General features: G+C 48.3%; 10 protein-coding genes. 6 read left to right on the forward strand and 4 right to left on the reverse strand.

Annotation, left to right across the window (positions count from 1 at the left end; all coding sequences use genetic code 11):
* Window positions 1-10: 10 nt before the first annotated feature.
* Window positions 11-2,761, reverse strand: a complete 2,751-nt coding sequence (locus GWR21_RS02715; RefSeq protein ID WP_162330245.1) for a glycoside hydrolase family 78 protein — start codon at window positions 2,759-2,761, stop codon at window positions 11-13.
* A gap of 229 nt (window positions 2,762-2,990) precedes the next feature.
* On the opposite strand from GWR21_RS02715, the gene GWR21_RS02720 reads away from it, so the two are divergent.
* Window positions 2,991-4,202, forward strand: coding sequence for an MFS transporter (locus GWR21_RS02720; RefSeq protein ID WP_162330246.1), 1,212 nt, complete (start codon window positions 2,991-2,993; stop codon window positions 4,200-4,202).
* A 128-nt stretch (window positions 4,203-4,330) separates the two neighbouring features.
* Here GWR21_RS02720 and GWR21_RS02725 read toward each other — a convergent pair whose 3' ends face one another.
* Window positions 4,331-4,822 (reverse strand): PPC domain-containing DNA-binding protein, encoded by a 492-nt coding sequence (locus GWR21_RS02725; protein ID WP_162330247.1) that lies wholly within the window; start codon window positions 4,820-4,822, stop codon window positions 4,331-4,333.
* A gap of 108 nt (window positions 4,823-4,930) precedes the next feature.
* Window positions 4,931-5,404 (reverse strand): YMGG-like glycine zipper-containing protein, encoded by a 474-nt coding sequence (locus GWR21_RS02730; RefSeq protein ID WP_162330248.1) that lies wholly within the window; start codon window positions 5,402-5,404, stop codon window positions 4,931-4,933.
* A 221-nt stretch (window positions 5,405-5,625) separates the two neighbouring features.
* Between GWR21_RS02730 and GWR21_RS02735 the strand changes: the two genes are divergently transcribed.
* Window positions 5,626-7,161, forward strand: a complete 1,536-nt coding sequence (locus tag GWR21_RS02735; RefSeq protein WP_162330249.1) for a right-handed parallel beta-helix repeat-containing protein — start codon at window positions 5,626-5,628, stop codon at window positions 7,159-7,161.
* Window positions 7,162-7,234: 73 nt separating this feature from the next.
* Here the strand turns inward: GWR21_RS02735 and GWR21_RS02740 are convergent, their stop codons facing one another.
* Window positions 7,235-8,149, reverse strand: coding sequence for a hypothetical protein (locus GWR21_RS02740; protein WP_162330250.1), 915 nt, complete (start codon window positions 8,147-8,149; stop codon window positions 7,235-7,237).
* Between the two features lie 84 nt (window positions 8,150-8,233).
* On the opposite strand from GWR21_RS02740, the gene GWR21_RS02745 reads away from it, so the two are divergent.
* From GWR21_RS02745 to GWR21_RS02760, 4 genes are all read left to right on the forward strand, one after another.
* A complete protein-coding gene (locus GWR21_RS02745) occupies window positions 8,234-8,815 on the forward strand; it encodes an RNA polymerase sigma factor (RefSeq protein ID WP_162330251.1) in 582 nt (193 codons plus the stop codon).
* A 56-nt stretch (window positions 8,816-8,871) separates the two neighbouring features.
* Window positions 8,872-10,020 carry a FecR family protein gene (locus tag GWR21_RS02750; protein ID WP_162330252.1) on the forward strand — a complete coding sequence of 383 codons (1,149 nt, stop codon included), beginning with the start codon at window positions 8,872-8,874 and terminating at the stop codon, window positions 10,018-10,020.
* A gap of 187 nt (window positions 10,021-10,207) precedes the next feature.
* A complete protein-coding gene (locus GWR21_RS02755) occupies window positions 10,208-13,474 on the forward strand; it encodes a SusC/RagA family TonB-linked outer membrane protein (RefSeq protein WP_162330253.1) in 3,267 nt (1,088 codons plus the stop codon).
* Between the two features lie 13 nt (window positions 13,475-13,487).
* Complete coding sequence (locus GWR21_RS02760) at window positions 13,488-15,002, forward strand: RagB/SusD family nutrient uptake outer membrane protein (protein ID WP_162330254.1); 1,515 nt, start codon at window positions 13,488-13,490, stop codon at window positions 15,000-15,002.
* Window positions 15,003-15,011: the final 9 nt, after the last annotated feature.

The following is a 15,011-nucleotide window of genomic DNA, read 5'->3' on the forward strand; positions in this document are numbered from 1 at the left end:
ACGTTGATCATTACTGCACCTTTGCTACCGCCGGCTTACCTGCCGTAGCAAAATGATACTGACCGGAAGCCACTTCCAGCTCCATCACTTCCTTTCCTTTATGCTTCACCCTTATCTCTTTCTGATTATCAACAGACAGTCCGCCCTCCAGTACATCGCCACCATCTTTCACCGGAACATACACTGTAGCGGTCGTGTTAGCCGGTATATCCACATCCAGCAGGAACTGCCCGTTTTCCACGCGCCAGGAGGACTTTATATTCCCATAGTAAGTGGCGAGGTTGCCTTCTGCCTTTGTCAGCGATCCGCCTGGATTAGGCCTGATAATGATATGCTTGTACCCCGGTGCGTCTTCTTTTGTGTCAATACCAACGATCACCCGGTACATCCAGTCACCGATAGCGCCATATGCATAGTGGTTGAAAGAGTTCATACCTGGTGTCTCAAAGCTGTGATCAGGCTTTTCCCCATTCCATCTCTCCCAGATGGTAGTGGCACCCATCTTCACCGGATACAGCCAGGAAGGATAACTCTCCTGTAGCAGCAGCGTATATGCCAGATCGGTATAACCGAAGCGGCTTAACACATGGCAGAGGTAGGGTGTACCCAGGAAGCCGGTGGTCAGATGGTTCCCGTAACTTTGGATGTTATCTGACAGTCTGCGGGCAGCCTGGTCACGCAGATTTTCCGGTAGCATATCAAACTGCAGGGCCAGTACGTAGGCCGTCTGTGAACCGGATACCAGTCTGCCACTCGGGGTGACATACTCCCGCATAAATGCGGCCCTGATGCGTTGCAGGAGGTTCGTGTAGTTATCTGCATCTGCTTTATTGCCCAATACTGTTGCGGCATTGATCAGCAGTTGTGTGGAATGAGCATAGAAGCATTGCGCAATGAGGTATTTATCGGTCAGCGCTGCACGGCCATCATTGTCATCATCCGGGCGGTAGAACAGCCAGTCGCCAAAGTGAAAGCCGGTATTCCACAGGTCATCGACGCTCTTGCCGCGCATATATTCCACCCAGGCTTTCATGCTGGGATATTGCTGTTCCAGCAGCCGTTTGTCTGCATAGGCCAGGTACATATTCCAGGGGATGATCGTCGCCGCGTCGGCCCAGCCAGCGGACCCCATTGCGTCATTGCCGAGCACATTGGGTACCACGAACGGCACACTGCCATCAGGACGTTGGTCTGCCGCGACATCCTTCAGCCATTTGTCGAAGAAATTGTTTACCTGGAAGTTGTAGGCCGCTGTTCTGGAAAATGCCTGTGCGTCACCCGTCCAGCCCAGACGTTCGTCCCGCTGCGGACAGTCAGTAGGTACGTCCAGGAAGTTGCCGCGCTGTCCCCATTGTATATTGTGTTGTAACTGGTTGATGAGGGGATGGGAGCAACTGAAACTACCTGTTTGCGGCATATCTGAATACAAGGCAACAGCCGTAAAGTATTCGGGTTTTATTTCGCCTTTGAAGCCGCTTATTTTCACGAAACGGAAACCCTGGAAGGTGAAGTGTGGTTCAAAAGATTCTACGCCGTTACCCCTGAAGATATAGACATCTTTTTGTTTTGCCAGCCGGAGGTTCTCCGTGTAGAAATTCCCTTTTTTATCCAGTACTTCGGCATGCTGTAGTACGATGCTATCGCCTGCACTGGCTTTGATATTTACCTTCACCCAGCCTACGAGGTTCTGACCGAAGTCGATGACCTTTTCTCCGGCAGGAGTAGTGAAGATCTTCACTGGTTTGAACTCCTCATGTTTCCTGATGGGTTCATTGATCGTAGCGATCAGGGTACTTTTAGTTGTATCAGCGCTCAGCCTGACTGCTACCCAGTCTTTGTCATTGTAACCGGCAGTTGTCCAACCCTGTTTTTCTTTTCTGGCATCGATCGTCTCACCATGATATATCTCTGAATAGAGGATGCTACCTGTAGAGGACTTCCAGCTATTGTCCGAAGTGACCAGTTCCTCCGTACCATCCGTATACTGGATATGTAACTGAAACAACAGGCCTATACGGGAACCGAAGTGATTCTTACTGTCTCCCCAGGCCAGGTAACCGGCGTACCAGCCCACCCCCAGCGTCACACCTACAGCATTGTCACCCTGTGTGAGGAGGCTGGTGACATCATATTGCTGGTATTGCAGCCTTTTACGGTAACTCGTCCAGCCGGGTGTAAGATAGGCATCGCCTACCCGTTTACCATTGATAACAGCCTCGTAAAGGCCCCGCGACGTGATATAGGCGGTTGCCGAGCGGACCTTCTTCGACGCGCGGAATGTTTTGCGCAACAGTGGACTAGTCCGCAGAATGCTGTCTTCTGGTGATCCTGGCTCTATCCAGCTGGCTTTCCAGTCAGATGGTTGCAGGAGCGCCATTTGCCATTCAGCCACCGGACTCCATTCGGCGGCTTTGCCTTTCTCATCCCATATCCTGACCTGCCAGTAGTACTGCTTACCCGACTCCAGCGGATTGCCGGCATAGGGGACATGTACGGACTGATCGGAAGAAACCTTACCACTGTTCCAGACAGATTCTTTGCCGGAATTCGATTGTGGAGATGTACTGACGCGTATTTCATAGGCGGATTGCCGGATACCTTTGCGGTCGCCTGTAAGTTGCCAGCTGAAAAAGGGATGTGTAACGTCGACTCCTTTCGGATTGACCTTGTTCTCACAGAGGAGGCTACCGACCCTGGTTTGCCCTGATACATCTGTAAAGAATAGTCCTAATGATAGCAGAATAAGACCTGATTTTGTCATGACGAGGAATTTTGTGTAATAGATCGAAAGAGAAATTTAGGCAAAGCCTGCACTAAACTGTCCTGCACTGTCCTATTGTCTGCTATAGCAATGTGGTACTACGACGCGGGGAGAGCAAAAGGCTGTTCCCGCGTTCTGTGTGATAACCTGTCGGTCAATAAATCCCTCAAATATCATTTTACATTTCCACTAATCTTCCCACCTTTGCAGCGTGAATGGATCATCAGGAATGGCAACAACAGATACACAGATCAATACAAAAGCAGCACGCGGCAGTCTTCGCTTTCGCCGTATTAAAAATAGCATTTTCCTTTCAGGGCTCTCCGTCTTCGCCCAGTTATACCTTTTCCAACCTGTATTGCCGATGCTCTGTAAAGAGTTTGGTGTCACGCCTGCACAAAGCAGCTGGGCCGTTTCTGCGTCCACCATGGGAATGGCAGCAGGACTGTTTATTTTCTCGTTCAAGGCAGATGCCGTACCGCGTAAACATCTCATGGGAGGTGCGATGCTGGTATCTGCGGTATTAACGCTTTTATCGGTTTTTATACGTGATTTTCACCTGCTGATAGCGGTCAACTTTGTCAAAGGAGCGGTATTGTCGGGTGTGACAGCGGTCGCACTGGCGTATCTGTCAGAAGAGGTGGCGACTACTTCTCTGGGGCTGGCCATCAGTTTATACCTGAGTGGAAATGCGATTGGCGGCATGGCGGGAAGGATCGTGGTGATGCTGATTGCCGGATGGGCAAACTGGCGCTGGGCGGCAGGTTGTATCGGAGCGACCAGTCTGATACTGGGTTTGTTTTTTACTAAGCGGTTGCCTGCTTCTAAACATTTTGTCGCTATGCCCATGAATATCGGACAGAAGTGGCAGCAGATGGGTGTCTTTTTCCGGCAGCCGGTTATGGTGCTGGTGTATTTTGCCGCTTCATTACTGATGGGATGTTTTGTCAGTGTTTATAATTATACGGGTTTCCGGTTGGAAAGTCCGCCGTTCTCATTACCTCACTATGTCATAGCAGGGATCTTCCTGATGTATACAGTAGGTGTATTAGGAACGATGGTGGCCGGAAGGTTGTCCGATGGCATACCGCCTGCGCGTGTGATCAGGGTGTTTATTCCTTTGATGGCGGCGGGTTTGTTATTGATGCTCATTCCACAGCTGGTGGCGCTTGCGGCCGGATTGGGTATTTTCACTTTCAGCTTTTTCGCAACACATACCCTGGCCAGCCGGTTGATTTCACAGGAAGCAAAGGAGGGGAAGAGTACGGCTACTTCTTTGTACTGGTTGTTCTATTACGCAGGTTCCTCATTCATTGGTACCAGTACTGGTGTGGTGCTGACAGGATGGGGATGGAGTACATTCATTGCGGCATTACTGGGGCTGGTACTGGCAGGGGGAAGTCTGGTGTTCAGAGCGGGGAGAAGGCCCGTTATAGAATAGACAAATAGTAGATGTCTGCCATTTTGCTAGTTGGGGCCGGAAGCGACGAACTAGCGACGAACAAGCGACGAACAAGCGAAGTGGAAGCGATCAGCAGCAATATGACATTTTGGCCATTTACGTGGCCATTATTCTTCCTCTTTCAGCTGCAGCACATTTGCCCCGATAGACGCGTCCTTTTCTCTCCTGAACCTTTTATTGTGTACGGTGATCATAATTTCCAGTGAACCGGTACTGACCGTAGCCCCGAGCAAATGCCCGCCATAAGCCTGGAATGTACTATCAGTCACTACTCCATGTGCATGGATAGAGACAGTATCCTTTTGCCAGGCGATACTACCCTGCATACTGGCCAGTTCGACATTATCAAAAGACTTCGGGTCGTACGCTTTCGTCTGCTGGTTAAAAAAACCGAATGCAGCGTTGACAAACCCCATACCGGTGAAGTTGGCGGCGGGGATCTTTTCTTTCACCATAAATGCTTCAAGTTGGGCAAAAAGGTCGTCACCCTGACGGAGTACCATCAGGTATCCTGCAGGTACTTTCACATAGCGTGTCTGTGCTTCAGCGGTACTGCCTATAGCCAGTGCCAGCATCATTAAATGGGCTAATTTTTTCATTGGCTCCTTTTAATAGCAAAGAGGAACGAATAACATGCCACAGGTACAAAAAAATCCCGGACGTTTATACCGTCCGGGACCCACATGCAATGTCATATAGGCAACCAGTTACTGGTTGGCTTCTTTTTTCTTTTTAGCTTTATCAACGATCGCACCGATACCAGCACCAGCACCAGCACCTACTACGGTACCGATAGCCGCACCTTTCACGCGGTCGTTCTTATTGATGATAGCACCTGTTACTGCACCAGTACCAGCACCTACAACGGCGCCTTTAGCAGTATGGCTCCAGCCTTTCTTTTTTGTTTCAGTAGTAGAAGCAGTGGATGCCGCAGGAGCACTGTTGTCATTAGTGTTACCATTGCTATGATTTACAGTAGCCGGCGCTTTGCTTTCGCGTGCTTTGTTAACCGCCTTCATGGAATCAATGGTCTGCTGCTTAGCTTCTTTAATTGCATTCACGTTGTTGACGGAATCTACGGCAGCTTGCTTTGCACTTTCAATAGCCTCTTCCTGAGACGCTTTGTTATTACAAGCAAAGAGCACCGTTACAGTGGCCAAGCTCAAAAATAACTTTTTCATATCCTGACTTTTTAGGTTTGTTCAATTATACAGTACAGTAGACAAAACTATGCCATTTTTCGTGAATCTTCCTAATTACGCTGAAAATTAATTTTATGTAGATAGTGTTTTTTTATTATCCGTTTTATTTTCAAATAATTACGCTTTGTGGGCGGTCCTTGTCTGCCGGCCGGATCGTCTTTACCGATGATAATTTTCCCTCATAAATTAAAAAAACCGCTATGAAGAATGCCATTGCATGCCTGTTACTGGCTACCCTGATCTCCTGTAGTAAGAAAGAGCTGATGGAAGAAGATAACAACGTTCATCCCGAACTGGCTATTACCAGTTACTATGTCAACGGAACCTCCGGTAACGATGCCAACACCGGAACTTCTGCCGCAAGTGCTTTAAAGACAATTCAGGCTGCCCTTAACAAAACTACCTCCGGTGCAGGCAGCACTATTTATGTGGCGGGTGGTACCTATAAGGAACGGCTTAACTGGCCCAATTCCGGCGCCTCCGCTACGGAGCCTATTACGCTGACCAACTACAGTGGTGGCACAGTTGTACTGGATGGTGTCGGCGCTACTAACAGCGTACAGAACGCCATGATCAACATCAGCAGTAAAAGCTATGTAAGGATCAACAACATTAGCATTGCTAACAACATCAGGAGCTTCGCGTCAGGCATCTATGTCAGCGGAGCAGGTACTGACTTACAGATCACGTCCTGCCGTATCTACAATATAGGCTGGACGGGTGATTCTACAGCAGTACCATCATCTGCCAATAATGCTAATCCGCTGGTCGTAGTCGGTACCACACCCACTGCCTACTCGCAGATATACGTTGGCAGTAACCAGATCTACGCCTGCAATACTGGTTACAGTGAAGCCCTCACCATGTCGGGTAATGTCAACAATTTCCTCATCGAGAACAATATCGTACACCATATCAGGAACATTGGTATAGACATGACAGGACATTACAGCTGGACGGGGGCTCCCGATAGTGTCAACTTCGCACGAAATGGCAATGTAAAAGGGAATGTTGTTTATAACTGTGTATCGCCGGTGGCTACGAGTGGTGGTATTTATGTGGACGGTGGTAAATGGATCAATATCGAAGGCAATACTTCCTTTAATAACGGGGCCGGTATCACAGTTGGTTGTGAGAATGCGAACAACACAGCGGAAGGTATCAATATCCGCAGCAACTTTATTTACAATAATAAAGAAGCCGGCATTGTGATCGGTTCCAATGCTGCTGGTAGTAAGGTTGCCTGGTCTTCCGCCACCAATAACACCCTGTTTAAGAACTATACAAATGGTGGATGGGGGGGTGAGATCAGTTTACAAAACACTGATCACGTTACACTCTCGAATAATATCGTACAGTCGGCCAGCAATATTGTTGTCATCGCCCTGCTGGGATATACAAGTACCAACCTCACGATGAATTACAACCGGTATTATACATCTTCCGGTACTGCCAATACTATCACGTTTGACTGGGGGGGTATTAACGGTACCACCTATGGTTCGCTGGCTACTTTTAAAAGTGGTACCGGACTGGAAGCAAATGGTACTTATGGCATTCCTTCTTTTGTGAACAGCACACTCGCTACGCTCAACCTGCACCTCGCAAACAGTTCCACCTGTATCAATGCAGGTGATCCTGCTTTTGTACCTGCTTCCGGAGAACTGGATATTGATAAGCAGTCACGTAAGCAGCATAACAGGGTGGATATCGGCGCTGATGAGACATCGTTGTGACACCCCTATCATAGCTTGTAAAGAAAACGGCCCGCCATTGGCGGACCGTTTTTGAATTTATTGGGATGGTAATTTATGCGAATTTACGGATTATAATTTCTGCCATCACTTTTTCTATATACATTCCTTCTGTAATGGCGATTTCTTTCGTCAGCGTTGCGTTATTCCTGTTATCATCATCCGGTTGTTGTTCAAACGTCGATACACTTATAATATTGTTGTCAAGACATTTTGGACAATAATGGACCGTCACTTTGATGACTTCTCTCTTCCGCTTATAGATAGGCGCCAGTTTGCCGTAAAACTGTATCAACGGCAGAAAACGATATTGACGGTTATCTCCTTCTTCACCCAGATGTGTCAGGAAGTGATCAGTTGCGGTTACATATGCTTCCTTGCGCTCATAGAACTTATCACAGCCTTCGCAATAATACTGCCTGTCTTCCCACAGATACGCAACTGGCAACATAAAACCAATGAACTCCACCAGGTAGAACAGTGCTGCAAGCCCCCCACTAAAAGGAAACCTGCCGGCTGTACGATTTAAATGTTCCGTATCTATCTGTACCATACGCCGGGTAATAATCTGTAATGTCGCCCCCGGATTAAACGTTCCTTCCAGGAAAGAAAAGCCATAGTTCCACTGCATGCTGAAAAAACTCCATTGAGCTGACCAGGCTACATAACAAAAAATGATGGACAGAAAGATATTCAGCACATGATGCCTGCTTCTACTATACATCCGCAGGGAGGTATAGGCAATAATACTAAGTAACAGCACCCCGAAGAGCAATATAAAATTCAGGTAGACAAAAGAGAGAAAATCACATAACTTAAAAAATAACCAGCCGATCAGAACGGCCAGCGAGATACCTCCGAATAGGTAGCCTGGGAGTCGTTTGGGTTTTATCAATCCTGAGGACTTGTAAAAAGTACCGGCAGCGTGCATAGGGATATGGTGTTTGTATAAAGATAAATCTGTATGCAAGATAAGAAGGATAAGTATAGTTTTTTTGTATTTTTAGATGGATAACATTTATCCAGCAGCTAAAGGGAAACAGCGGATTTACGCATGCAGCCAGATACCGATAACGAACTGTTACAAAGAATGCGGAAGGGCGATGAATCTGCCTTTCGTCAGCTCTATGACCGCCATAGCAGGCAGGTGGCTGCTTTTGTTTTCCACCTGACCCACTCCGCCGTAGACACGGAGGACATTCTGCAGGATATCTTTCTTAAACTCTGGACCAGCAGGGAACAGTTGCCTCCTGTGGTCAATCCCGCGAACTATATCTTCATCATCGCCAGGAACAAAACGTTAGACCATCTCCGGAAGATCGCCCTGCAGCAAAAGCTGGTCGATCATGTATGGGCCAATATTTCGGCCACTGCCGATGCCCTGGATCTGCAACTGGATGCCCGGGAAAGCCAGCAACTGGTCAATATGGCCCTGTCAAAATTAACAGAGCAGCAGCGTACCATCTTCCGGCTGAGTAAACTGGAAGGACTTGACCATGCTACGATTGCCAGGCGGCTGCACTTATCCAGGAGCCGGGTAAAAAACGTACAGGTAGAGACCCTGCGTTTCATCCGCCACTTTCTGTCCCGGCACTCCGAATTGTTATTGCTGTTGTTCGTATTAAGCAATAGCTGAAAAAAAATCCGTCATCCGCGGTCCTTTTTTCCCTCACATACGTCTTTATGGTTAATATGCCCGATCACAACCAAAGAATCGCTTATCTGGTAGCACGTTATGTAAACCGGTCATGCAGCCGCGAAGAGCTGGATGAGCTGTTTGCCGCCATCGGTCAGGACCATAGTGACGAGATACTTGCGCAACATCTCGATGAATTATGGCACACGGCACAGCCCACTCCGGATCTTGACTATGAACAGATCTATGCGCAGATACAACCTGTCCCTCCGGTTCGAAAGATCCTCCCGCTGAAGATGATCGCCATTGCAGCATCTGTGCTGTTACTGGCAGGTGCCAGCTATTGGCTGACACGTAGTGAACAGCCTGACCGGTCTGCCATGGTCATACAACAGCCTGCTCCGGCAGCGATCCTGCCAGCCAGCAATAAAGCAGTGCTGACACTGGCCGACGGTAGTACGGTGACCTTGGACAGTGCCGGTAATCAGGTGATCCGGCAGGGAAAAGTCGCTATTCAGCAACAGAAGGGACAGCTGTCTTATGCATCGCAACCTGCCGATGGCAGTATTCACTATAATAAGCTGACGACACCCAGAGGAGGGCAATTCAAACTGATACTTCCTGACGGTACCAGGGTATGGCTGAATTCCGCTTCCATGTTACGTTATCCCACCGCTTTCGCAGGAAAGGACCGGATCGTGGAGCTGGAAGGACAGGGATATTTTGAAATCGCTCCTGATGCTCAGCAACCATTTAAAGTGAAAGTGCATGGTCTCGAAGTGCTGGTGCTGGGAACCGCCTTCGACGTGATGGCTTATGGAGATGAATCGTCTGTTAATACGACGCTGGTCACCGGTAGTATCCTGGTAAAGGAAGGTAACACGAAACAATTACTACAGCCAGGACAACAGGCTGTGGTGGACAATCAACATCGCCAGCTGACAGTACATGCAGCTGATATCAGGAAAGTGACCGCGTGGAAGAATGGGTTGTTTGTTTTTAACGACATGGCATTACCCGCCATCTTGAGGGAAGTAGCCCGCTGGTACGACGTAGACATTGTCTATAAGGCCAGCCCCGGAACAGAATTATACGGAGGCGGTATAGGAAGAGACCTGCAGTTGGCCGATGTACTGGCTTTGCTGGAAGGTAACGGCTTTAATCATTTCAGGATTGAGGGGAGAAAAGTAATTGTATTACCATAATTAGTATCAACCACCAGGGTATGCTGATAAACCGGAGATGCTCGCAACACCTCCGGTGGTCATCTGGCATCCTTAATAATCGCTGTAAGACCATTTAAGTACCACCAAACACTGCAAAAGTATGCTTTTCGACTGTTATGTACAGGCCCGCGCTGTTCGCGGGCTATCAACCAAAATTTGCCTGGTTATGAAACTGACCATGTTTCTGCTGCTGTTGACTGTCCTGCATGTGAGTGCTGCCGGATACGCTCAGAAAGTAACACTTACTGCCAGGAATATGCCCCTGCGGGAGGTGTTTGCCGAAATTATTACCCAAACCGGCATCTCCATCGTGTATTCCGAAAAGGTACTGGCCAATACCAAGCCTGTCACTTTCAGCGTGAAAGACTCACCGGTACGCGATGTACTGGACCTCTGCCTCCGCAATCAGCAGGTCATCTATGCGCTCGAAGGAAAGAACTTTGTCATCAAAAAACTGATGCCCGATGGGAATGACTTACTCACATCGCTACAAGAGGATTCTCTGATCACGGTTCGTGGAGTGATCCGCGCTGCTGGTGGAGGTCCGCTGCCAGGTGCAACGGTACTGGTCAGGGGGACCCGGAAAGGCACGCAGACGGATCCCAATGGGCGGTTCACGCTTACCGGTGTGCGAACGCAGGATGTACTCGTGATCAGTAATATCGGGTTCACTACCCGTGAAGTAGCGGCTGCTGAAAATGTCACGTTAGACCTGGCAGAAGATACCCGTAATTTTAATGAGATCGTCGTTGTCGGTTACAGCGATAAAAAGAAAAGCGAACTGACCAGCGCAGTCAGTGTCGTATCCGCAGAGAAACTGAAAGATGTCACCACCAACGATGTCGGTAGCATGCTGCAGGGCAAAGTGGCCGGTCTGCAGGTCGTCAATAGCTCCGGCGTACCTGGTACGGCCGCCGAACTGCGTTTACGCGGTGTGTCTTCTGTCAATGCCTCCCAGACACCGCTGTTTGTCGTAGACGGTATCATCGGTGGCAATTATGATCCCAATGATGTGGAAAGTATTACGGTATTGAAAGATGCCGGCGCTACCGCTATGTATGGATCACAGGCCAATGCTGGTGTCATCATCATTACGACCAAGAAGGCGAAACTGGGAAAGACCCGTTTTGAAGCAAAGATCACTACCGGTTTCCGCAGACCAGACTTTGGCAAGATGCAAATGATGAATGGCAGTGAGTTGTATGAACGTCATAAGGAATTTTACAGAGACTATATTCCGGGGACGGACAACAACTCCTACAAGATCGATATATTAAAATTCTACGGCGAAAGACCAAAGATGCTGCAGGGGCAGGATTACAACTGGCTGACGGCCATGTTTGGTACCGCCGCCATGCAGAATGTCTATGTCTCTGCCAGTGGTACCACCGAGAAGAGTGAGTACTATACCGGCCTCTCTTATTACAATGAGAACGGAACGTTCATGAACACCGGTTATCAGCGTATCAACCTGCGTGCTAATTCCACCTATCATTTCTCAAAGCGTGTTAACGTTACCAATAACATTAACATCAGTGGTGCTACCGGTAAGAGCTATAACTATGAAGACGTGTATTATGCCTACCTGAACATGCCATGGGACAATCCTTATGATGCTAACCGCAATCCGGTATATGTCGATGGTAATGCCGCTTTTAAATGGTGGTCCAGAGATAAGGTCAATCCCATTCATACCATCAAAAATTCCAATCACCCGTATAAGAACTTTGATGTCAACTATGACCTCGGACTTAATATCAACATCACTGACTGGCTCTCTTTCACCAGTAGCAACAGGGCAGCTGTAAGCTATAATAAAGGATCAGATTATTATGCTCCGGTAGTAGCGGGACAGTACAATGGTACTGGTTTTCTGAATGAGCTGAGCACATTGTCCTATGGTATTATTTCCAATGACCTGTTGAAAGTGAACTTCCGCAAGGGAGACCATACGATCAGCGGACTGGCTGGTATTGCGGTCGAGAACAGCAAGACCGAGATCTTAGGCGCGTCTGGTAAGGGATTACCGGAAGGTCTACGGGTACTTAATGTCGTGTCAAATAACCAATTGGTGACAGGTGCATATGATCAGGCGATCATCCAGTCTTTTATCTCACAGGTGAACTATGGCTATAAGGACAAATACTTCCTGACAGCTTCCTATCGGGTAGATGGTTCCACGGCATTCCCTGCCAGTAACCGTTACGGTTCCTTTCCGGCGGTATCTGCTGCCTGGCAGATCAGCAATGAAGAATTTCTCCTGCATAGTAAACTGTTCAGTAATCTGAAGCTGCGTGCCAGCTACGGGGTCACGGGTACGCAGGATATTGGTTCTTCGCGTTACCTGGGGTTGTATGCGCTGAGCAGTCAGTATAATGGCGGTACGGCAGCCACCCCTTCGCAGCTGCCCAGTCCAAATCTTACCTGGGAAAGTAAAAGACAGTTGAATGTCGGTATAGATATCGGTCTGTTCAACAGGATCAACTTAACAGTAGATGCCTATAATAACGTAACAGACAACCTGCTGTTACAGGTACCACAGCCACTTTCTGTCGGCTTTGAACAACGTTGGGAGAATGTAGGTAAGGTGATCAATAATGGTATCGAACTAGGTATCAGTACCATTAATATCAAAACACCTGATTTTGAATGGACAACCGACTTCAACATCAACTACAACACGAATAAGCTGAGAGAGCTGCCCAGCGATATCACCCGTACACAACCTACCTGGAGTATCTCACAGATCTATCGCAACGATGGCAACCTGTACGAATTTTACATGCCTAAATGGCTGGGCGTGAATAAAGAAACCGGTGCCCCGCAATGGGAGGTGATCAACCGGGATGCCAGCGGAAAGGAAATTTCCCGTACACCAACGGCTGACTATGCAAGTGCAACCTATCAGGAAGTAGGGTCCGCATTACCGAAGCTACAGGGTGGTTTAACGTCACAGTGGACATACCGGAACCTTTCCCTGAGTGTAAATGCCTACTATCTGACAGGTAACAAAGTATTCAGCAACAGCCTGCGTTTCGTGATGAATGATGGTAATGAACCTTATTATAACCAGATCAATCTGCCGCATGACCACAAGATCTGGACACATCCCGGAGATGATGCGACAGAACCTAGTCCCCAGAATGCAGCCAATTCCACCGAGACATCCACCCGTTATCTGAAAGACGGCGATTTCCTGGCTATCAGAAATATTTCATTATCCTACAAATTGCCCAAAGCCTGGATGACCCGCTGGCGTATGGAAGGAGTGACACTGGCCCTGACTGCGGATAATGTATACACCTTCACAGGCTTCCTCGGACAAGACCCCGCTACCACAATAACCTCCGGCAGTTATGTAATGCCAGGCGTATCGGATTTCAAGTATCCTAACAACCGCCAGTTTTTGTTTAACATCAACATCAGGTTCTAGTAAAATATCAGTTATGACAACAAGATTCCTTTTCATTATATTGACATTCCCGCTGCTGTTGGGTAGTTGCCTGAAGGATATAAATCCCAGTGACTCACTGACGACCGGCACACTGACGCAGACAGCCCAGGGACTCAGACAGGCGTTAAACGGAGCCTATGCTTTATTTAAAGATCATGTGGAGTTCAATGGTACCACCGATCTGAATAATATGTACCTGCGCCAGTATTTTCAGATGAGCGACTTTGCGAGTGATGATATTGTCTGCGCGCAGACCACCACCGACCCACTGTATTATAGTTTCTCGCTGAATCATACGCCAACGCAGACCAACAGCAGGTATTTCTGGTATATTTCCTACAAGATCATCAATGATGTGAATACTGTGATAGAAGCGGCAGAAGCAGTACCTGATCCGGACGTGGCGATTAAACAACTGATAGGGGAATGCTACTTCCTGCGGGCGTTCTGTCATTTTAATCTGGTGAAGTTCTATGCGCGCCCTTATGCGCTGGATCCTGCCGCTGATGGCATTATCCTGCGCACCTCTACCAGTGATCCCTCCGCGAAAGCGAGAGCATCTGTTGCAGAGGTCTACGCCAGCGTGATAGCAGATGCGGAGAAAGGCGCCTCACTGATGCAGCAACAGCGGGGCGTGCAGTACGCGTCACAGGAAGCCGCCTGGGCACTGCTTTCAAGAGCATATCTGTATAAAGGTAATAACGACAGCACAATCTACTATAGTGATAAAGTGATCAATGCCGGCAGGTTTGGATTAGAGAACGCGGTGGGTTTCCGTTCTATGTTTGCGAACGCTATGGGAAGTAAGGAGACGATCTTTTGCGTGGCATTTACGACGGTCGACGATTATGGCAAAGGCGGGTCTATTGCCTCTATGATCTATTCCGACGGAAATTCCGGATGGGGCGAGGAGTTTGCTTCCCAGTCGCTACGCGATACCATGTCGGCTTATTCGCAGGATGCCCGCTGGTCTTACATCCAGCCACTGAAGGATGGCAATGGTGACCTGCAGAAAAAGAATGGTATTGAGACGTATTATATTCTGAAATTTTCCGGACAGGGAGGTAGCCCTACGCTGAGTTCCCCAATACTGTTTAGACTGTCAGAAATGTACCTGAACAAGGCCGAGGCAGAAGCAAAGGCTGGCAATGCTACCGCTGCCCTGAATGATGTAGACATGATCCGTAAGAACAGGGGACTGGAAAATGCATTGTATAATGGTCAGCTGCCTGCAGGAAAAACAGCGCTGCAAACAGTACTGAAAGAGAGAAGGATAGAACTCGCTTTTGAGGGACATCGTTCCTTTGATGTGTACCGGAATAACCTGTCTATGAACAGGACATACTGGGGCTACCATCTGCCGGGGCTGAAGGAGTCGGATATAGATCTCAGCAAGCGTCCGGCCGGGTACGAGAATATGGTGATCAACCCTGACAACAAGCGGCTGATCTATTTTATTCCGATCGATGAAATACAGACAAACAAGCTCTGTTCACAGAATCCTTAATTCATCTTT

Origin of the sequence: Chitinophaga agri, from assembly GCF_010093065.1 — a bacterium.
In the GTDB taxonomy this organism is placed as follows: Bacteria; Bacteroidota; Bacteroidia; order Chitinophagales; family Chitinophagaceae; genus Chitinophaga; species Chitinophaga agri.